15 protein-coding genes are annotated in these 20,122 nt (G+C 74.0%); 7 read left to right on the forward strand and 8 right to left on the reverse strand.

The window, feature by feature from the left end:
- Window positions 1-13: 13 nt before the first annotated feature.
- Window positions 14-523, reverse strand: a complete 510-nt coding sequence (locus J2X59_RS03505; protein ID WP_081985226.1) for a GNAT family N-acetyltransferase — start codon at window positions 521-523, stop codon at window positions 14-16.
- A 15-nt stretch (window positions 524-538) separates the two neighbouring features.
- Window positions 539-2,023: an aminopeptidase P family protein gene (locus tag J2X59_RS03510; RefSeq protein ID WP_326495715.1), complete on the reverse strand. Its 1,485-nt coding sequence runs from the start codon at window positions 2,021-2,023 to the stop codon at window positions 539-541.
- Window positions 2,024-2,084: 61 nt separating this feature from the next.
- On the opposite strand from J2X59_RS03510, the gene J2X59_RS03515 reads away from it, so the two are divergent.
- Window positions 2,085-2,966: a PHP domain-containing protein gene (locus J2X59_RS03515; protein ID WP_251159867.1), complete on the forward strand. Its 882-nt coding sequence runs from the start codon at window positions 2,085-2,087 to the stop codon at window positions 2,964-2,966.
- A 91-nt stretch (window positions 2,967-3,057) separates the two neighbouring features.
- Here J2X59_RS03515 and J2X59_RS03520 read toward each other — a convergent pair whose 3' ends face one another.
- The gene (locus J2X59_RS03520) at window positions 3,058-4,554 is read right to left on the reverse strand and encodes a DEAD/DEAH box helicase (RefSeq protein ID WP_326495716.1); all 1,497 of its coding nucleotides are present in this window, start codon (window positions 4,552-4,554) and stop codon (window positions 3,058-3,060) included.
- 104 nt (window positions 4,555-4,658) lie between these two features.
- On the opposite strand from J2X59_RS03520, the gene J2X59_RS03525 reads away from it, so the two are divergent.
- Window positions 4,659-5,375: a ferritin-like fold-containing protein gene (locus J2X59_RS03525; protein ID WP_326495717.1), complete on the forward strand. Its 717-nt coding sequence runs from the start codon at window positions 4,659-4,661 to the stop codon at window positions 5,373-5,375.
- A 55-nt stretch (window positions 5,376-5,430) separates the two neighbouring features.
- Here the strand turns inward: J2X59_RS03525 and J2X59_RS03530 are convergent, their stop codons facing one another.
- A complete protein-coding gene (locus J2X59_RS03530) occupies window positions 5,431-5,727 on the reverse strand; it encodes a hypothetical protein (protein ID WP_326495718.1) in 297 nt (98 codons plus the stop codon).
- Window position 5,728: 1 nt separating this feature from the next.
- Window positions 5,729-5,953: a DUF3107 domain-containing protein gene (locus tag J2X59_RS03535; protein ID WP_066657860.1), complete on the reverse strand. Its 225-nt coding sequence runs from the start codon at window positions 5,951-5,953 to the stop codon at window positions 5,729-5,731.
- A gap of 117 nt (window positions 5,954-6,070) precedes the next feature.
- On the opposite strand from J2X59_RS03535, the gene J2X59_RS03540 reads away from it, so the two are divergent.
- Window positions 6,071-9,226 (forward strand): PD-(D/E)XK nuclease family protein, encoded by a 3,156-nt coding sequence (locus tag J2X59_RS03540; protein WP_326495719.1) that lies wholly within the window; start codon window positions 6,071-6,073, stop codon window positions 9,224-9,226.
- Window positions 9,223-12,555, forward strand: a complete 3,333-nt coding sequence (locus tag J2X59_RS03545) for an ATP-dependent DNA helicase (protein WP_326495720.1) — start codon at window positions 9,223-9,225, stop codon at window positions 12,553-12,555. The genes J2X59_RS03540 and J2X59_RS03545 overlap by 4 nt, the downstream gene beginning before the upstream one ends.
- Before the next feature lie 174 nt (window positions 12,556-12,729).
- Here the strand turns inward: J2X59_RS03545 and J2X59_RS03550 are convergent, their stop codons facing one another.
- Window positions 12,730-13,728, reverse strand: coding sequence for a phosphotransferase (locus J2X59_RS03550; RefSeq protein WP_326495721.1), 999 nt, complete (start codon window positions 13,726-13,728; stop codon window positions 12,730-12,732).
- A 119-nt stretch (window positions 13,729-13,847) separates the two neighbouring features.
- Here J2X59_RS03550 and nudC point away from each other — a divergent pair, with 119 nt between their 5' ends.
- Both nudC and J2X59_RS03560 read left to right on the forward strand, forming a co-directional pair.
- The gene (nudC, locus tag J2X59_RS03555; RefSeq protein ID WP_326495722.1) at window positions 13,848-14,783 is read left to right on the forward strand and encodes an NAD(+) diphosphatase; all 936 of its coding nucleotides are present in this window, start codon (window positions 13,848-13,850) and stop codon (window positions 14,781-14,783) included.
- Window positions 14,780-16,534, forward strand: coding sequence for an ATP-dependent helicase (locus tag J2X59_RS03560; RefSeq protein ID WP_326495723.1), 1,755 nt, complete (start codon window positions 14,780-14,782; stop codon window positions 16,532-16,534). Before nudC ends, J2X59_RS03560 begins: the two co-directional genes overlap by 4 nt.
- On the opposite strand, the gene J2X59_RS03565 is transcribed toward J2X59_RS03560, so the two are convergent.
- Together J2X59_RS03565 and J2X59_RS03570 are read right to left on the reverse strand one after the other, a co-directional pair.
- Complete coding sequence (locus J2X59_RS03565) at window positions 16,425-17,282, reverse strand: hypothetical protein (RefSeq protein ID WP_326495724.1); 858 nt, start codon at window positions 17,280-17,282, stop codon at window positions 16,425-16,427. The genes J2X59_RS03560 and J2X59_RS03565 overlap by 110 nt on opposite strands.
- 59 nt (window positions 17,283-17,341) lie before the next feature.
- Window positions 17,342-18,763 carry a zinc-dependent metalloprotease gene (locus tag J2X59_RS03570; RefSeq protein WP_326495725.1) on the reverse strand — a complete coding sequence of 474 codons (1,422 nt, stop codon included), beginning with the start codon at window positions 18,761-18,763 and terminating at the stop codon, window positions 17,342-17,344.
- A gap of 169 nt (window positions 18,764-18,932) precedes the next feature.
- Here J2X59_RS03570 and J2X59_RS03575 point away from each other — a divergent pair, with 169 nt between their 5' ends.
- The gene (locus J2X59_RS03575; protein WP_251154721.1) at window positions 18,933-20,042 is read left to right on the forward strand and encodes a YlbL family protein; all 1,110 of its coding nucleotides are present in this window, start codon (window positions 18,933-18,935) and stop codon (window positions 20,040-20,042) included.
- Window positions 20,043-20,122: the final 80 nt, after the last annotated feature.

The following is a 20,122-nucleotide window of genomic DNA, read 5'->3' on the forward strand; positions in this document are numbered from 1 at the left end:
CAGGGCTCGGTGGTCAGAGCACCTTCGAGTAGCACATCGACCGCGCCGCTCCGACGTACGGCCCGAACTGCGCGATGCGGCGGAAGCCCTCGCGCTCGTAGAACCCGATCGCGCGCTTCTGCTCGTCGCCGGTCTCGAGCACGAGCGCCGGGGAACCCAGGTCGATCGCGGCCTCCTCGAGGCGACGGAGGATCGCGCTCGACACACCGGCCCCTCGGGACTCCGGCCGCACGTACATCCGCTTCACCTCGGCGATGCCGTCCTGCACCAGGCGCAGACCCCCGCAGCCGAGGGGCGTGCCGTCCTCGTCGCGGGCCAGGAAGAAGACCGCGATCGAGTCGGCCGTCGGCTTCTCGCCCGGTTCGGTGTCCCCGCCGTAGGCCCGGTCGATCTCGAGACGCTGGGCGGCGCGGAGCCGCTGTGCGTCGGGCGAGTCGAAGTGCTCGACGTCGATCACCAGCCCGCGCGGCGCGATCGGGCCGTCGGTCGGGGCGGACGTCGTGCTGGGGGAGGCGTCGGGCATCGTCACCCGCTCAGGCTAGCGGCCGGTGCGGGCGATCCACCCCTCCACTTCCGAGGGGGTCCGGGGGATGCCGACCGACAGGTTCTCGGCGCCGTCCTCGGTCACCAGGACGTCGTCCTCGATCCGGACGCCGATGCCGCGGAACTCCTCGGGCACGGTCAGGTCGTCCTGCTGGAAGTACAGGCCGGGCTCGATCGTGAACACCATGCCCGCCTGCACGACACCGTCGATGTACATCTCGCGACGGGCCTTCGCGCAGTCGTGGACGTCGAGCCCGAGGTGGTGGCTCGTCCCGTGCACCATGTAGCGGCGGTGGAACTGGTTGTCCGGCTGCAGCGACTCCTCGGCCGTACCGGGCAGGAAGCCCCACTCGGCGGTCTTCTTCGCGATGACCTCCATCGCGGTGGCGTGCACCTCGCGGAAGGTGATGCCCGGCTTCACGATCGCGAACGCGGCGTCGGCGGCTTCGAGCACGGCCTCGTAGACCATGCGCTGCACGTCGGTGAAGGTGCCCGACACGGGGAGCGTCCGGGTGATGTCGGCGGTGTAGAACGAGTCGACCTCGACGCCGGCGTCGATCAGGATCAGGTCGCCCGGCTGCACCGCGCCGTCGTTGCGGGTCCAGTGCAGGATGCACGCGTGGTGGCCGGACGCGGCGATCGTGTCGTAGCCGACCGTGTTGCCGTCGGCCCGTGCGCGACGGTTGAACGTGCCCTCGACGATGCGCTCGCCGCGAGGGTGCGCGAGCACGGCGTCGAAGTCGGCGATGACGTCGTCGAAACCGGACCCCGTGGCCTCGACGGCCTTCCGGAGCTCGTGCACCTCGTACGCGTCCTTGACCAGCCGGAGCTCGGACAGGTCACGGGAGAGCACGTCCTCGGTCGCCGGGGCCCCGTCCACGGCGTCCGCACCGCCGACCGTCGTGCCGAGTCGGGTGTCGAGGGCGCGCGTCAGCTCGGCGTCGGCATCGCGGACGAGCAGGACCGATGCGTCGAGGTCGTCGGCCACCCCGGCGAAGGCGCCGAGGTCGGCCGTCGCGAGACCCAGGTCGGCGGCGACCTCGTCGAGCGAGGGGCGGGGCCCGACCCAGAACTCACCGATCTCGGGGTTCGCGTAGAACTCCTCGGAGTCACGGCCGGCCGTGGCGCGGAAGTACAGCGTGGCGTCGTGACCGGACCCGTTCGGGGTCATCACCAGGACGGAGCCGACGACCGTGTCGGTGCCCCAGCCGGTCAGGTGCGCGAAGGTCGAGTGCGGGCGGAACGGGTAGTCGCAGTCGTTCGACCGCACCTTCGCCTGACCCGCGGGGACGACGATCGTGCGTCCGGGGTGCAGCGCCGAGATGCGAGCACGTCGCTCCGCCGCGAAGGCCGACTGCTCGCGCGGCTCGGGGGTGGGACGCTCCCGGTCCGCCCACTGCGACGCGATGTGGTCCTTGAAGGTCGAGGACCCGGGGGTGGTGGATCGGTTGCTCGTCGCGCGAGGAGTGGTGTCGGCCATGTCACCCATCATCGCACCGAGCTGACCCTCCGGCCTGAGCAGCTGTTCACCTGTCGGTAGCATGGTCGACGTGCCCGATCCGTTCATCGACCTGCACGCCCACTCGAGCGTGTCCGACGGCACCGAGCGGCCGGCGGAGCTCGTCGCTGCCGCCGCTGCTGCCGGCCTCGACGGCGTCGCCCTGACGGACCACGACACGACGGCCGGCTGGGACGAGGCGACCGCCGCCGTCCGCGACCGCCCGATGTCGCTGCTCCCCGGCCTCGAGCTGAGCACCCGCGTCGGCCACCGGAGCGTGCACGTGCTCGGCTACCTGGTCGACCCGACCGACGAGGCCCTGGTCGCGGAGACCGCCCGGATCCGCGACGGCCGGTTCGCGCGGGCACGGCGCATGGTCGAGCGCATCGGTCGCGACCACCCGATCACGTGGGACGACGTCCTCGCCCAGGCGCGCGACGGCGCCACCATCGGTCGCCCGCACATCGCCGACGCCCTGGTCGCCCGAGGGCTCGAACCGGATCGCAGCGCGGCGTTCCGCGGGATCCTGCACCCGGCCTCCGGCTACTACGAACCGCACGAGGCGCCCACGCCCCTGCGCGGCGTCGAGCTCATCCGCGGTGCCGGTGGCGTGCCGGTGATCGCGCACCCGGCGGCGTCCTCGCGCGGGATCGTGATCGACGAGCCCATGCTGCGTGACCTCGTCGACGCCGGCCTCGGCGGGCTCGAGGTCGACCACCGCGAGAACCTCGCCCACGGCAAGCGGACGCTGCTCGACTGGGCCGGTCGCTACGACCTGTTCGTCACCGGCTCGAGCGACTACCACGGCACCGGCAAGCCGAACCGGTTCGGCGAGCACCGGACCGCGCGGCACTCCTTCGACGCCATCGTCGACCAGGCCACCGGCAGCGACCCGGTGCACGGCGCGGGCTCCCGCCTGGCCTGACGTCCGCCCCCGTCGGGGTCCCCGGCGGGCAGGCAGGCGGACGTGACGGAGGCCCCGTCACGTGGGTGACGGGGCCTCCGGACGGGAGGCGCTACTCGCCCTCGCCGGTGCCCTGCGGTGCCGAGGTGGCCGCCTCGGCGGAACCACTGCGACGACGACGACGGCGACGGCGCTTCGCGGCCCCGTCGGGGGCCGAGCCCTCGCCGGCGGACTGCGCGGCGTCGGGACCCGTGGACTCGGTGGCCGGAGCCGACGTGACGGCGTCGGACGAGCCTCCCGACCGGGTGCGCGAGCGCGGACGCGAGCCGCCTTGGCGGTCTCCACTGCGCTCGGAGCCGCGACGGTCACCGGTCCGCTGCGCGCCACGGCCGGCGGAGGAACCTGCCTCGGCCGCGTGCGAGGGCGCACCGGGCAGGCGTCCCTTCGTCCCGGCGGGGATGTCGAGGTCGGCGAACAGGTGCGGCGACGACGAGTAGGTCTCGACGGGCTCGGGGATGCCGAACTCGAGCGCCTTGTCGATGAGCGTCCACTTGTGCAGGTCGTCCCAGTCCACGAAGGTGACCGCGATGCCCGTCTTGCCGGCACGACCGGTGCGGCCGGCGCGGTGCAGGTACGTGTCCGGGTCGTCCGGGATCGTGTGGTTGATGACGTGCGTGACGTCGTCCACGTCGATGCCGCGCGCCGCGACGTCGGTCGCGATCAGCACGTCGCGCTTGCCGGCCTTGAACGCCGCCATCGCGCGCTCGCGCTGCTCCTGGTTGAGGTCGCCGTGGACGGCGGCGGCGTTGAAGCCACGGTCCTTCAGTTCCTCGACGAGCTTCGCCGCGGCGCGCTTCGTGCGGGTGAAGATCACGGTCTTGCCGCGGCCCTCGGCCTGCAGGATGCGGGCGATGACCTCGTCCTTGTCGAGCGAGTGCGCGCGGTAGATGACGTGCTTGATGTTCGCCTGCGTCAGGCCCTCGTCGGGGTCCGTCGCGCGGATGTGCACCGGGCGCGTCATGAACCGGCGGGCCAGCGCCACGATCGGAGCCGGCATCGTCGCCGAGAAGAGCATGGTGTGGCGCACCGCGGGGACGGCCTGGAAGATGCGCTCGATGTCCGACAGGAAGCCGAGGTCGAGCATGCGGTCTGCTTCGTCGAGCACGACCTCCTGCACCTTCGACAGGTCGAGCAGGCGCTGGCGCTGCAGGTCGATGAGGCGACCGGGCGTGCCGACGACGATCTGCGCACCGGCCTTGAGCTGCTCGATCTGGCCCTCGTACGCCTTGCCGCCGTAGATCGACACGATCGTGGTCGACCGGTTCGAGGTGGCGAGCTCGAGGTCCTCGGTCACCTGGACCGCGAGCTCGCGGGTCGGGACGACGACGAGCGCCTTGACGCCGTGCTCGGGGTCGGCGCCGAGACGCTGGATCAGCGGCAGGCCGAAGCCGAAGGTCTTGCCGGTACCGGTCTTGGCCTGGCCGATGATGTCCTGGCCGGTGAGGGCGAGCGGGATCGTCTGCTGCTGGATCGGGAAGGGCTCGGCGATGCCCTTCGTCGCGAGCGCGTCGACGATGTCCTGCTCGATGTTGAGGTCTGCGAAAGTCAAAGAATCACCTTAGTCCTGGTGGAAGTCCAGGCCAGTCTACCGACGGCAGGCGAGGACAGCGCCCGCCGGGCGGGAGTGGTGCCCGCGGCCCGTATGCTTGGGGCGTGGTGTCGTGGTGGAACCGGAAGCGCGCTGCGCAGCTCGCCGCCGCGTGGCTGGCGTCGCGGAACCCGCGGAACGCCAAGCCCGTGGAGCGCCTGCAGCTGGACGACGTGAGTCCCGAGCTCGACGTGTACCTGGGGCAGGCGGCCTACCTGCAGCTGTCGCTCTACGAGACGATGGGTCGAGCCGGTGCCGCGGCGCCGACGATGGCCGGGCGACTCGTCACGGGCGTGCTCGCGACGACCGCGCTCGAGCGGCACCGGACGATCGTCGCCGAGATCGAACGAGGCGGGTGGGCGCCGGCGGAGCTCATGGAGCCCCACCGCGAGGCGATCGACCGCTTCCTGCTGCGCACGAGCGGCGCTGACTGGTACGAGTCGATGCTCACGGGCTACGTGACGGCAGGGATCCTCAACGACCTCTTCGGCAGCCTGCTCCGGTCGCTGCCGCTCGACGTCCGACAGCGGTTGCGGACGGTGTTCGACGCGCGCGAGGAACCGGCGGTCGTCGAGGAGCTGGCAGCGCACATCGAGCAGGACCCGCGCGTCGGGTCGCGCCTGGCGATGTGGGGCCGGCGGCTCGTGGGCGACACGCTGCTCGTGGCACGGTCGGCGCTGGCGGTCCACGCCCGTGAGGACCAGGAGAAGCTCGAGCCGGTGTGGACGGAGCTCATCGCTGCGCACACACGGCGGATGGACGCACTCGGCCTGACCGCCTGAGGCGCGGGCCGCTGACAGCCCGGGGCGCGGGGCGCGCTCGCTCGGGCCTGCTCGGTCAGACGCGCTCGGTGCGTGCGCGCTCGAAGGCGTGCTCGTCTGCGGCCGCGCGACGACGACCCAGGACCCACTCGGTCACGACGGCGACGACCCCGGCACCCACCAGGGCCACGACCCAGATCCACCCGCCGTCGTACGGCCAACCGGCCCAGGTCAGGGCCTCCCACACGACGGCCGCCACGACGCCGCCGACGACGGGTCCGAGCAGTGCGCCGCGCGTCGAGCGCCACGGCACCACGACGTGCGCGACGGCCCCCGCGATGAGGCCGCCGAGCACGGCGAAGAGCAGCTCCACGTCAGGCGACGAAGCCGATGCGGCGAGACTCCTCTGCGCCGACCTCGACGTAGGCGAGCGAGGCGACGGGCACGATGAACCGGCGGCCCTTCTCGTCCTTGAGGGAGAGGTGGGTCGACTGCGACTCGAGGGCCGCTGCCACGGCCTGCTCGATCTCCTCGGCGCTCTGGGCGGTCTCGAAGGCGATCTCGCGCGGGCTGTTGATGATGCCGATCTTGATGTCCACGAGCACAGCGTATCCGAGCGGTACCCCGTCGGCCCGGGCGTTCGCCGGGGGCGCACCGCCAGCGGCGGTCCCGGTGCGTCGAGCGTTGCTGTCGGCCGTCCTCGGTACCGTGTCCGCGTGCCCAGGACCACGCTGACGACCCTCCCCGAGGACGTCGGGGTCGTCCGCCCGCTCGTCGCCGACCCCGCGCAGGACGCCGTGCTCGCGCTGCCGGAGGGCCGGCACGCCGCCGTGCTCGGCGCGCCGGGCACCGGCAAGACCACCACGCTCGCGCGGCTCGTCGCCGACCGGCTCGCCCGCCCGGACGCGGTCTCGCCGGACGGACACGCCACGGTGCTCGCGCTGACCTCGGCCCGCACCGCAGCCACGGCGCTCCGCGATCGCCTGGCGGCCGCGGTCGACCGGGCGGTCCCCGGCGCGCTCGCCCGGACGGTCAACTCCCTGGCCTTCCAGGTCGTCGCGCACGCCGCCGCGCTGCAGGGGCAGGAGCCGCCGACGCTGCTCACGGGTGGCGAGCAGGACCGCATCATCGCCGACCTGCTCGCGGGGCACGAGACCGACGGGGTCGGACCGGAGTGGCCGGCGCCGATCACCGCCGTCGTGCGGGAACGGGCCGGCTTCCGCACGGCACTCCGCGACGTGATGATGCGCGCCTTGGCCGCCGGGGTGGAGCCCGAGGACATGCGGGAGCTCGCCGACGAGCGCGGTCGCCCCGAGTGGCGCGCGGTCGGTGACTTCGTGGACGAGTACCGCGCAGCGGTGACGGCCTTCCGTGGCAGCAGTCTCGACGCCGCGGAGCTCGTGGCCTTCGCGACCGCCGCAGTGCTGCGGCACGAGGTCCCGGCGAGTGTCGCCGCGCTGCGCCTGGTCGTCGTGGACGACACGCAGGAACTCGTCGAGGGCGAGGTCGCCCTGCTCGGGGCGCTCGCCCGCTCCGGGGTGCAGGTCGTGGCCTTCGGGGACCCGGACATCGCGGCCTCGGCGTTCCGCGGTGCGGAGCCGGACGTGCTCGGACGCCTCGCCACCCGGCTCGGTGTGGCGCGCGTCGACGAGGTCGTGCTCGGCACGGTGCACCGGCACGCGGCACCGATCCGGGAGCTCGTCGGCGCCGTGACGGCGCGCATCGGGGCAGCCGCAGCCGGACGCCAGCGCACCGCCGTCGCGTCGACCACCGGTGCCCGGAGCGACGCCGTGCTGCACCTCGAGGCTGGCAGCCGTTCGGCGCTCGTCGTCGCCGTCGCCCGGCGCCTCCGTGAACACCGGCTGCTGGACGGCCTGCCGTGGCACCGGATGGCCGTCGTCACCCGCAGCGGAGCCGCCATCCCGGAGCTCGTGCGTGCCCTGTCCGTCGCCGAGGTGCCCGCGACAGCCGGCGCCGCCCCGGTCCGCCCGCGTGACGACAGCGCTGCCCGGGCGCTGCTCGACGCCGCCGCGGTCGCGCTCGGGGTGCTCCCCCTCGGTGCCGACCTGGCGACGTCGTTCGCGACCGGACCCCTCGGGGGCCTGGACACCCTGGCGATGCGACGTCTCCGGCTCGCCCTGCGTCGCGAGGAACTCGCGGGCGGCGGGACCCGTACCGCCGACGAGCTGCTCGTCGAGGCGCTCGGTGCCCCCGAACGGCTCGCCACCGTCGACGCCGGCTTCGCCCGACGCGCGACCCGACTCGCCCGCAGCCTCGTGCAGGCGCGGGCGGACGCCGCCGCGGACGCCAGCATCGAGGAGATCCTGTGGGGGCTGTGGGAGCGCAGCGGCCTCGCGACTGCCTGGGGCGGGCAGTCCGCGGCAGGGGGTGTCGGCGCCGCCGAGGCCGACCGGCACCTCGACGCCGTCGTCGGGCTCTTCACCGCGGCGAAGCGCTTCGTCGAGCGCACCCCGGACGCGCCCGCGCGGGTGTTCGTCGACGACCTGCTCGGCGCCGACCTGCCCGAGGACTCCATCGGCCCCGACCGCACGGCCGGCCGCGTGCGCGTGCTCACCCCCTCGGCCACGATCGGGCTCGAGTGCGACGTGGTCGTCGTGCTCGGGCTCCAGGACGGTGTCTGGCCGAACACCCGGGTGCGGGGGAGCCTGCTCGACCCGGACGGGCTGGTCCGCGCAGCCGCCGGCATCGACGACCAGACCGTAGACGACCGGGCAGCCGTCATCGCGGATGAGCTCCGGCTGTTCGCCCGCGCCGTCTCCCGCGCCACCACGCAGGTCGTCATCGGCACGGTCGCCAACGACGACGAGGCACCGTCGCCCTTCGTCCGGCTCGTCCCGGTGCCGCCGGACCGGCAACCGACCGTGCACCCGCTGTCGCTCCGGGGCATGGCGGGTTCGCTGCGGCGCCGCGTCGTCGCCTCGGGTGACCACGAGGCGGCGTCCGCCCTCGCACGGCTCGCCGCGGCCGGGGTCGCCGGTGCGTCACCGGACGAGTGGTACGGGACGGCCGAGCCGACGACGGAGGACCCGCTGGTCGACCTGGACGCCCCGCCGGCGCCCGAGCACGAGGACGGCGAGCCGGTCGCCCCGACGGTCGCGGTGTCGCCCTCGCGCATCGGCACCTTCGAGGAGTGCCCGGTGCACTGGTTCGTGCAGACCTTCGGTGGCAGCGCGCCGAGCCCGGCGATGGGCATCGGGACGATCGTCCACGAGGCGATGGAGCAGGCCACCGCGGTCGACGTCGAGTCGCTGTGGGACCACGTGGAGGGGCGCTGGGACGAGCTGACCTTCGAGTCGCCGTGGGTCGCCGACCGCGAACGAGCGCGGACCCGGCGGATGATCGAGGGGCTCAGTGACTACCTGCGCACGTTCGCGAGCACCGGGCGACGGCTGCTCGGCGCGGAGACGTCGTTCGCACTCGTGACCGGGCCGGCGCGGATGCGCGGCAGCATCGACCGCATCGAGGTCGACCCCGACGGGCGGGTCAGCGTCGTCGACCTGAAGACCGGCCGCTCCATGCCGAGCGAGAAGAACGACATGCCGGAGCACCCCCAGCTCGGCGCGTACCAGCTCGCGGTCGAGGACGGCGCGGTCGAGGGGGTCCCGGCGGGCGCGCCGATGGCCGACGCCCGACTCGTCTTCGTGCAGAACTCCCGCGCGGGACAGGCGTACTCGGAGCGCACGCAGCACGCCTTCGACGACGAGGCGCGCGAGGCCTACCGGGAACGGTTGCACGCCGTCGCGCGGGGTATGGCCGGCCGGACCTTCCTGGCGAACGTCGACGACCACTGCGACCGGGCGCGGACCGGCGTCGAGTGCCGCATCCACGTGGTGGGGGAGGTGACCTGGTGACGACCCAGACCGACACGCAGCCCGAGGCCGACGCAGGTGTCGACACCGCCGCGCCCCCGGCGGCCCACGACGCCGACGCGATCGCCGACGCCCTCGGCCGACCCCGCCCGACCGACCAGCAGCGTGCGGTCATCGAGTCGCCGCTCGCTCCCGCGCTCGTCGTCGCGGGAGCCGGCAGCGGCAAGACGGAGACGATGGCGTCGCGGGTGGTGTGGCTGCTCGCGAACGGGTTCGTCCGTCCGGCCGAGGTGCTCGGGCTGACGTTCACCCGCAAGGCGGCCGGTGAGCTGTCCGTGCGCATCAACGACCGGATCCGTGCGCTCGAGGACGTCCGGCTCCTGACCGCCGGCGACGCCTTCGAGGCCCCGACGGTCTCCACCTACAACGCGTTCGCCAACGCCGTGTTCCGCGAGAACGCCCTGCTGGTCGGACGCGACGGCGAGTCCCAGGTGCTCACCGAGCCCTCCGCCTGGCAGCTCGCCCGTCGGGTGGTCGTCGGTGCGCGGGACGACCGGCTCGCCGGGCTCGACCGCGACGTCGACACCGTGACCGCTGCCGTCGTGGCCCTCGCCGGGGCGGTGTCCGAGCACCTCGTCGACCCGGCCGACCTGCGTCGCTTCGCGATCGACTTCGGCGCGCTGCTCGAGCTTCCCGGGAACGCCAGGGGCAACCCCTACAAGGCCGTGACCGACACCGTCGCGGCGATCGGAGCGCTGGAGCCGCTCGTGGACCTCGTCGAGGAGTTCCGACGGCAGAAGGTCGACCGCGGCTTCGTGGAGTTCTCGGACCAGATCGCCCTCGCGCTCGCCGCGGCCGAGTCCGCCCCGCGGGTGGTCGACGACCTGCGGAGCCGGTTCCGTGTGGTGCTCCTCGACGAGTACCAGGACACCTCCGTGGTGCAGACACGCTTCCTCGCCCGGCTCTTCCGCGGGCACCCGGTGATGGCGGTGGGCGACCCGCACCAGTCGATCTACGGGTTCCGCGGGGCGAGCGCGGCGAACCTGGCCCGCTTCCCGCGCGACTTCGCGGACGCACCGGACGCACCGGACGCACCGGTCGCACCGGTCGCACCGGTCGCACCGGTCGCACCGGTCTCGGGGACGGACGACGCCGGGACGCCGGCGCCGGTGACCTTCGCCCTCTCCACGAGCTGGCGCAACCCGGTCGACGTGCTCGCCGGCGCGAACGCCGTCGTCGACCCGCTGTCGGCTGCGTCGGAGGTCGCGGTGGAGCGACTCGCGCCGCGACCCGGTGCGGACGCCGGCACGGTGACGGCCGTCTTCCCCGAGACCCTGCCCGAGGAGGCGGACGCGGTCGCCCGCTGGTTCGCGGACCGCCGGAGTGCCTCGCCGGAGGGCTCGATGGCGCTGCTGCTGCGCTCGCGGAAGGACCTGTCGGCGTTCACCGCCGCGCTCGGTGCACACCGGGTGCCGTTCCACGTGCTCGGCACCGGCGGCCTCCTGCAGCGACCCGAGATCGTCGACCTGGTGGCGTGTCTCCGGGTGCTCCACGACCCGGCGGCCGGCAACGACCTCATCCGCCTGCTCGCCGGCGCACGGTGGCGGGTCGGTGCCGCCGACGTCGCCGCGCTGCACGAACTCGCCCGCTGGCTGTTCCGCCGCGACCACACGCAGCAGCGCCTCGACGACGAGCTGACCGCGGCGTTCCGCGCGTCCGTCGCCGCCGGGGAGCACGGATCGATCGTCGACGCGCTCGACTTCGTCGCGAGCGCCCCCGACGAGCACGGAGCCCTCGAGGGCATCAGTCCCGCCGGCCGCCAGCGGATGCGCGAGCTCGGGCAGCAGCTCGCCGCGCTCCGGGCCCGGGCGGCCGGGGACCTGGTCGACTTCGTGACCCTGGTCGTGCAGGAGATGCGGCTCGACGTCGAGGTCGCCGCCCACGAGCAGGGGAGCGCCGCCTTCCTCGACGCGTTCGTCGACGAGCTCGCCGGGTTCGTGACGACCGACGACCGCGCCGACCTCGGTGCCTTCCTCGGCTGGATCGACGCCGCCGCCCGCCGCGACGACATGGGCCCGCGGTCCGAGGAGCCGGAGGCCGGCACGGTGCAGATCCTGACGATCCACGGGTCGAAGGGCCTGGAGTGGGACGCGGTCGCGGTGCCGCGGCTCGTCGAGGGCGGGCTCCCCGCCCGACCGCAGGAAGGATCCTCGGGGTGGCTCGGCTTCGGCCGCCTGCCGTACGAGTTCCGCGGGGACGCCGACGAGCTCCCACGGCTCGAGTGGCGGGGGCACGCGGACCAGAAGGGCGTCGTCGACGCCATCGAGGCCTACAAGGAGCAGGTGAAGGCCCGGAACGAGGACGAGGAGCGTCGGCTGACCTACGTGGCGCTGACGCGGGCACGGCACGACCTGCTCGTGTCCGGGTCGTCGTGGGCCGGCGGGGTCAAGCCGACGCCGCCGAGTCGGTACCTCCGGGACCTCGTCGCGGCAGGGGTCGTCGCTGCCGACGCCGTCCCCGACGGCACCGTGCACGAGGAGAACCCGCTCGGCGGGGACGGCGCGACCCAGTCCTGGCCGCACGTGCCGTTCGGGCAGCGGGGTGCCCGGGTCCTCGCGGCAGCCGAGCGCGTCCGGAACGCGAACCCGGGTGCGGCCGGTCGCTTCGCGGCGGACATCGACCTGTTGCTCGCCGAGCGGCAGGCTGCACGGTCGGACCGGCGCCGCGTCGCGATCCCGCACCGCGTCCCGGCCTCGGGGTTCAAGGACTACATCGGCCAGCCGGACGCGGTCGCCGAGCGCCTGCGCCGGCCCATGCCGGAGCGGCCGTACCGTGCGACCAGGCTCGGCACGCTCTTCCACCAGTGGGTCGAGCAGCGCGCGCGCAGCGGTGGCTCGCTCGAGACCCTCGACCTGTGGGACGACGAACGCGACCTCGACGCGGACGAGGCCGTGGACGCCTCGACGGACGCCGCGGTCACCGACGACGACGCACGACGACTGGCGGCGTTCCAGGCGACCTTCGCCCGGTCACGCTGGGCCGAGCTGACCCCGGTGGAGGTCGAGCGCGAGATCCACATCCCGTTCCTCGGGCACAGCGTGGTGTGCAAGCTCGACGCGGTGTACGAGATCGACGGTCGCGCTGAGGTGGTGGACTGGAAGACCGGCAAGGCACCGACCGGAACGGCAGACCTGGCCGCGCGGCAGCTGCAGCTCGCGCTGTACCGGGTGGCGTACGCCGAGTTCACCGGGCGACCGGTCGACGAGGTGGACGCGGTCTTCTACTTCGTCGCGGACGACCTCGAGGTGCGGCCCACGGCGCTGCTCGACCGTGCCGGTCTCGAGCGCGCCTGGCAGGAGGCGCTCGGCTGATCCGGTGCGTCGGCCTGTCGGGTGCGTTGGCCAGCCCGGTGCGTTGGTCGGCCCGGTCAGCGCTGGGCCGCTGCGGCACGTGGACCGACGCCGTGTCGGACGGGAGGCGCGGGGCGGGGCCGCGGGGACCCTCCCGTCCGGTGCGTGGTCGCGACGGACGGGGCGGCGGCCGGGTCAGCCGTGTCGACGCTCGGTCGACGACAGCAACTGCTCGACCTCGCCGATCTCCATCGTCTCGGGGGAGACCGACTGCAGCGGCGCCGCGCTCGGGGTCTGCACGGCGTCGACCAGCCGGTGCATCATCGCGACCGCGTCGTCGACCACCTCGGTGCTCTTCGCCTGCACGCCGTGCAGCAGCCACTGTGCGGTCTCGAGCTCGTGGTGGACGCGGGCGCGCTGGGCGAGCTGGCGGTCCCGACCCCCGCCGTTCGCCTCGTACGCACTGATCACGGTGTCGAAGGCGTCGCGGTGACCGGCGAGCACCCATGCCAGGTCCTTCGCGGGGTCGCCGAGTCGGAGCTCGCCCCAGTCGAGGACGCCGGTGACCGAGTCGCCGTCGACCAGGACGACCCCGGTGCCCAGCGCGCCGTGCACGACCGTCGGGGTGAACTGCCAGAGCTGCTGGTCGCGCGCAGCGCCCTCCCACCGTTCGACGAGTGCGGCGGGCACGAGCTTCGTGGCGACCGCGCGGTCCATCACGGAGACGGCGGAGCGCAGGACCTCGAACGGGGTGAGCGACGGCAGTCCCGCGTCCGTCACGAAGCTCGTCGGCAGCTGGTGGACGGCCGCGACGGCACGGCCGACGGCGGTCGCGAGGTCGGGACGCTCGGTCAGGTCGCGCAGCGTCGGGTGGGTGCCCGCCACGTAGGTCGTGACGATCGCCCGGGTCGAGCCGATCGGCGCCTGACCGCGGTACTCGGCCACGGCGAACGGCAGACGCGAACGGATGCCGGCGCTCAGGGCACGGATCGCGACGAGGTCCGCGGACTGCCGGGCCTCGGCCCGCTGGTTGCGCGGACGACGGATCGCACTGAGCGCGCCGTCCGCGTCGCGGAGGACGGCCGACTCGTAGTCACCGGAGGCGGCCGAGCCGAGTGTGCGCGTGCCCGTGACGACCAGACCGGGAACGGCCGTGGTCGCCAACGCGGCTAGAGTGAACTGGGATCCCGCCATGCCCCTCAGGGTAGGTCCGCGTCCGGTGCCGGAGCGCACGCCACGCTGGCCTGTGCAAGCCCGGGCACCGTCCACAGGGTCCCGTTGAGAAGCCCGTCCCGATCGAGGAGCACCCCGCCGTGACCGTCGAGTTCGCCGCCAGACTCCCGCTGTCCCGCAACGAACTCGACCGCGACGCGGAGTTCCGGACCACCCCCGACCTCGACCGCGTCCTGCGGGTCGACCCGGACACCCGGTGGCTGCCGGTCCGCGGTGCCGAGCTGCTCCGTGACGCCGACGGCGCGCTCCGGTTCGTGGGTGCCGACGCGGTACCCGAGCACGCGGTGACGCTCTACCTCGGCCGAGCGGTCACCGACGCCGCCGACGCTCCTGCCGGCACGCGCTTCGCCGCCGCGCTGCTCGACGCGTCGGCCGCCGCCGCGATCGAGCCCGACGACGAGGCGTGGTCGAGCCTGCGCATGTTCGGCACCGAGCTGTCCGCCCGCGACCAGGGCCTCGCGGTCGAGGCCGTCGCGATGGCGAACTGGCACGCCGTGCACGGGTTCTCCCCGCGCACCGGCTCGCCGTCCGACGTCGTCAGCGGCGGGTGGGTCCGCCGCGACCCCGAGGGGCACGAGCTCTTCCCGCGGACCGACGCGGCGATCATCGTCGGGGTCACCGACGCCGACGACCGCATCCTGCTCGGGTCGAACGCCGCGTGGGACGCCGACCGCTACTCGCTGCTCGCCGGCTTCGTCGAACCGGGGGAGTCCCTCGAGGACGCCGTCCGCCGCGAGGTCTGGGAGGAGTCCGGCGTGCGCGTCGAGGAGCCCGAGTACCTCGGGTCGCAGCCCTGGCCGTTCCCCGCGTCGCTCATGGTCGGCTTCCGCGCACGCGCCGTGGACGGCGATCCCTCGACCGCTCGACCGGACGGCGTCGAGATCCTCGACGTCCGGTGGTTCTCGCGCGACGAGGTCCGCGAGCGTGCCGGCGACACCCTGCTGCTGCCCGGCCGCACGTCGATCGCCCGCGCGATCATCGAGGAGTGGTACGGCGGGCCGCTGGACGTGCCGTGACCGATCCCCGCGCGGCGACCGGTGCCGCACCGGTGCGCCCGCCGTCGCCGGACGAACTGCTCGCGGCGCTCGACGCCGAGCAGCAGACCGTGGCCCGGACGTTGCTCGGCCCCGTCGCCGTGCTCGCCGGCGCAGGGACCGGCAAGACCCGGGCGATCACCCACCGGATCGCGTACGGGGTCGCGACCGGCACGTACTCGCCGAACCACGTCCTCGCGCTCACCTTCACGACTCGGGCGGCCGGGGAGCTCCGGTCGCGGCTGCGCGCGCTCGGCGCCGGGACGGTCCAGGCGCGGACCTTCCACGCCGCGGCGATGGCACAGCTCAGCTACTTCTGGCCGGACACCGTCGGCGGGCACGCCCCGCGCATCGTGGAGTCCAAGGGTCGGGTCATCGCGCACGCCGCCGACGCGGTCGGGATCCACGTGGACACCCCGGTGCTCCGCGACCTCGCGGCCGAGGTCGAGTGGCGCAAGGTGCAGATGCTCACCTACGACGAGTACGAGGCCGCCGCGGCCGACCGGGTGATGCCGCGGGACACCCCGCCCCGGCGGGTGATCGACCTCATGAAGGCGTACGAGCAGCTCAAGGACGACCGTCGGCAACTCGACTTCGAGGACGTCCTGCTCGCGACGCTCGGCATGGTCGAGTCGGAGCCGCGGGTGGCCTCGTACGTCCGACAGCAGTACCGGTTCTTCGTCGTGGACGAGTACCAGGACGTCTCGCCCGTGCAGCACGACCTGCTGCGCGCGTGGCTCGGCGGCCGCGACGACGTGTGCGTGGTCGGTGACGCCAGCCAGACGATCTACTCGTTCGCGGGCGCGTCGAGCCGGTACCTGCTGGGCTTCGGGTCGGAGTTCCCCCGCGGGTCGGTCGTGCGCCTCGAGCGGAACTACCGGTCGACGCCCGAGGTGGTGCACGCCGCGAACACCCTGATGCGCGGGCAGCCCGGTGCGCTCGACCTCGTCGCGCAGTCCACCGAGCGGGGCCCGGAGCCGGAGGTGCTGCCCTGCGTGCACGACGGCGACGAGGCGCAGACCGTCGCCCGTCGCATCGGCGAGCTCGTGGCGTCGGGAGCGGCGTTCGGCGACTGCGCGGTCCTGTTCCGCGTCGGCGCGCAGTCCGCGGCGCTCGAGTCCGCCCTCGGTCGCGCCGGCATCCCGTACCGGGTGCAGGGCGGCACGCGGTTCTTCGACCGGCCCGAGGTGAAGCTCGCGGTGCACCACATGCGCGGCGAGGCCGTCCGGCAGACCGACGACGAGCTCACCCGCCGGGTCGGGCTCGTGCTGCAGCTGAGCGGCTGGACCCCGACGCCGCCGGACGGCACCGGCGCGGTCCGCGACCAGTGGGAGGCGCTGCAGGCGGTGATGGGCCTGGCCGAGGCCGCCCCCGCCGGCACGACGATGCAGCAGTTCACGCAGGACCTGGTCGACCGTGCGGCGACCCACCACGAGCCCGAGCTCGACGCCGTGACCCTCGCCACGCTGCACTCCTCGAAGGGTCTGGAGTGGCCCCACGTCGTGGTGGTGGGCGCCGCCGAGGGGCTGCTGCCCATCTCCCACGCCACGACCGACGCCGAGGTCGACGAGGAGCGCCGGCTGTTCTACGTCGGGCTGACCCGCGCGCGTCGCTCGGTCACCGTCACGTGGTCACGGCAGGGTTCCACGCGCGGGGGTGCCCGGGCGCCGAGTCGGTTCCTGGCAGCGCTCGACAGGCGCACCGCGGGTGCTGTGCCACCGGCAGCAGGCTGACCGTCAGGTCGTCGCGGTCGAAGACGACCTGGTCGGTCGTGGGGACCTGGGTCCGCAGGGGCAGGCGCTGCACGAGCATCCGCACCGCGGCCGACGCGACCGCTGCGCGTCGCCAGCGCGACAGCGGTGCTGCCGGCCGACCCCACACCTGGGCGGCCAGCGCGGGCCACGCCGGGTCCTCGTCCACGCGGGCGTACTCGACACACTGCAGGCACGGGCCGTCGCCCGGGACGACCACCGGCCCGAGCCGGATCCGTCCGTCGCCGACCACGAGCGACAGGTGCGGGGTCCCGCGCCGCGCCCACGCCGACCGGAGCGCCGGGTCGACGACGTGGTCGGCGACGACCACCGCGAGTGCGGGGGTCGGGTCCGGCAGCACGACCGGCCCACCGCGGGGCGCGGCCGTCCGGGCCACGGTCACGCCCTCGCCGGAGAGCATCTCGGCGACGGTGTCGGCGAGGACGCCGTCCCCGTGGACCTCGACCCGGGCGAGCGGCTCGGGCAGGACGTCGACGACGGCGGGGGAGGCGTCACCGAGCACCCGGGCCGCCACCTCGGGACGGCACCCCGTCGTCCCGGCGAGGGCGGTCAGGGCATCGCGGCTCGTCTCCCGCCGGAGGGCGCAGAGGAAGCGCTCCTCGGCCACGGTCGGGACGGGGACGACGGCGCGCGGCGGGTCGACGCCCAACTGCACGGTCCACGGGTCGCGCCAGACGAACTCGAGCGTGGGGTCGATGCGGATGCCCATGCACCCACGCTGGCGGAACCGCCGGCCCCGTGGGACCGGCCGTCACGATCTGTGGAGAACTAGCGGGGTCCGGCGCCGGGGGTGTCGTCGCCCGCAGCGCCGTCGTCCGCGGGGCCGCCCTCGTCCTCGATGCCGCCGCTCTCGTCCTCGCGCGGGCGGTCGCCGGAGGCGTCGTTGAGCAGGTCCTCGAGCGCCTTGTCGAACGCGTCGTCCTCGGCGGAGCGACCCGGGTTCCGCAGCCGCAGCACGAAGGCGTCCGGGTCGTCCACGTCCTCGGACGTCGGCACGGCGTCGAAGTGCGACCACAGGGCGTCGCGCTCCTCGGCCCCGAACTCCTCGGTGACGCGCTGCCAGAGCGCAGCGGCCTCGCGCAGACGGCGGGGACGCAGCTCGAGGCCGACGAGCGTGGCGAAGGCCGACTCGGCGGGACCACCGGCGGCACGGCGACGGCGGACCATCTCCGCGATCGCGTCGGACTTCGGCAGCCGGACGGTTGCGGCGGCGGTGACCGTGTCGACCCAGCCCTCGACGAGCGCGAGCATCGTCTCGAGCCGGCCGAGCGCGGCTTCCTGCTCGGGCGTGCGCGGCGGGATGAGTGCCCCGGACGCGAGTGCGTCGCGCAGCTGCTCCTGGTTGGTCGGGTCGATCTCCGAGGCCAGCTCCTCGACCCGGTCGAACGGGATGTGGATGCCCCGTGCGTAGTCGGTGATCGACGAGATGATGTGCAGCCGGAGCCAGCGGGCGGAGCGGAAGAGCCGGGCGTGCGCGAGCTCACGGACGGCCAGGTAGATCCGGACCTCGTCCTCGGGCACGTCGAGGCCCTCGGCGAACTCGGCGACGTTCTGCGGCAGCAGTGCGGCGACCTGCTCATCGAGGAGCGGCACGCCGACGTCGCCGCCGGAGACGACCTCCTTCGACAGCTGCCCGACGACCTGGCCGAGCTGGATCGCGAACAGGGCGCCGCCGACGCCGCGCATCGCCTTCGAGACGTCGCCGAGCATGGCCTTGAGCTGCTCCGGCGCGCGCTGGTCGATCGCCTCGGTGAGCGCGTTCGCGATGCTCAGCGCCACCGGCTCGGCGATCTGTGCCCAGACCGGGGTCGTGGCCTTCGCCCACTGCTCCCGCGTGTACAGGCTCGGCGTCGCGGTGAGCTCGGGGACGCTCGTGGCCTCGTCCAGCCAGAGCGCGGCGACCTGGAACGCCTGGTCCGATGCCTGGGCGGTCGCCGGGTCGACCGGGTGTCCGCCGTCGCGCGCGATCGCGGTCGCACGCTCGGACGCGACCGAGAAGTCGATGCCGTCCCCGCCGGACTGCGCCGCGCGCTGGAGCTGGCTCATCAGGTTCGCCACGAACGCCGGGTCGTTCGGCAGTCCGGCCGCGCCCGCGAGCTGCGACGGGTCGATCTGTCCCTCTCCGGAGAGCAGCTTGCGCAGCATCTCCTGGAAGTCGTCGTCCGGCCCCGGCTGCGGTTGATCAGGCATGACGACTACGCTAACCGCTGCTCACGGGGCCGCGCCCGGGATGCTCCCGAGGGGACGCCCGGACCGCTGCGCCGAGGGCGAACAGCCTGCGAGCACGCGGGCGACCGACCCGCCAGCGCGCGGGTGCACCGCCCGCACCCGCGGGCGCCCCGCCCGTGGAAGGACGTCCGTGACCCTCTTCGCCCCCGCGCCCCGTCGCCGTTCCCGCGCACGCACCGTCGGCTGGGCGTTCGTCATCGGCGCGGTCGTGCTCGGACTCCTGGCGAGCTTCCTGCCGAGCCCCTACCTGATCGAGGTGCCCGGGCCGGTCTACAACACGATCGGCACGCAGCGGCAGGGGCAGGGCAAGGACGCGAAGGACGTCGAGCTCATCCAGATCGACGGGGCGGAGACGTACCCGACGGGTGGCGCGCTCGACATGCTCACCGTGGGCATCCAGGGTGACGCCACGAACCGCCCGTCGTGGACGAGCGTGATCCGCGCGCTGTTCTCGCGCTCCGAGGCGGTCATCCCCGCGAGCGCCGTCTACCCGGAGGGCACCACCACCGAGCAGGTGAACCAGCAGGACGAGGCCGACATGCGGTCGTCGCAGCAGTCCGCCGTCGCCGCCGCGCTCATCCACCAGGGCCACGACCTGCCGACCGAGCTCCGGGTCGGGACGGTGCAGGAGGGCTCCGCCGCGGACGGCACCATCCGCGAGGGCGACGTCATCACGGCCTTCGACGGGGAGCAGCTGACCGAGAACGTCGACGCCGGGTCGCTCCGCGCGGCGGTCGCGGAGCACGGGACCTCGTCGCCGGCGACCGTGACGCTGCTGCGCGACGGGAAGCGCGAGCAGGTCGAGGTCACCCCCCGCGAGGAGCAGGGGACCCCGCTCCTCGGGGTCGGCGTCACCGAACGGTACGACTTCCCCTTCGACGTGAAGATCGCGCTGCAGGACGTCGGCGGCCCGTCCGCCGGCATGATGTTCGCGCTCGGGATCATCGACGAGCTGACGCCGGGCGAGCTCAACGGCGGGAAGCACGTCGCGGGCACCGGCACGATCACCGCGGACGGCGAGGTCGGCCCGATCGGTGGCATCCGGCAGAAGCTCTACGGCGCGAAGGACGCCGGTGCGACCGTGTTCCTGGCGCCGGCCGACAACTGCGACGAGGTCGTCGGCCACGTGCCGGACGGACTCGACGTCTACAAGGTCGCCACGCTCGACCAGGCGGTCACCGACCTCGAGACGATCGCCGCGGGGAAGAGCACCGCCGGGCTCGCACGCTGCGGCTCCTGACCCGGCCACCCGCACGGCGCGACGTGCGCGCTCGACGCGATCCGCGCCTCCCGGCCGACCGGCCTGGAGGCTCGGCTCGC

It is taken from the genome of Curtobacterium sp. 260, from assembly GCF_030803485.1.
GTDB lineage: Bacteria > Actinomycetota > Actinomycetes > Actinomycetales > Microbacteriaceae > Curtobacterium.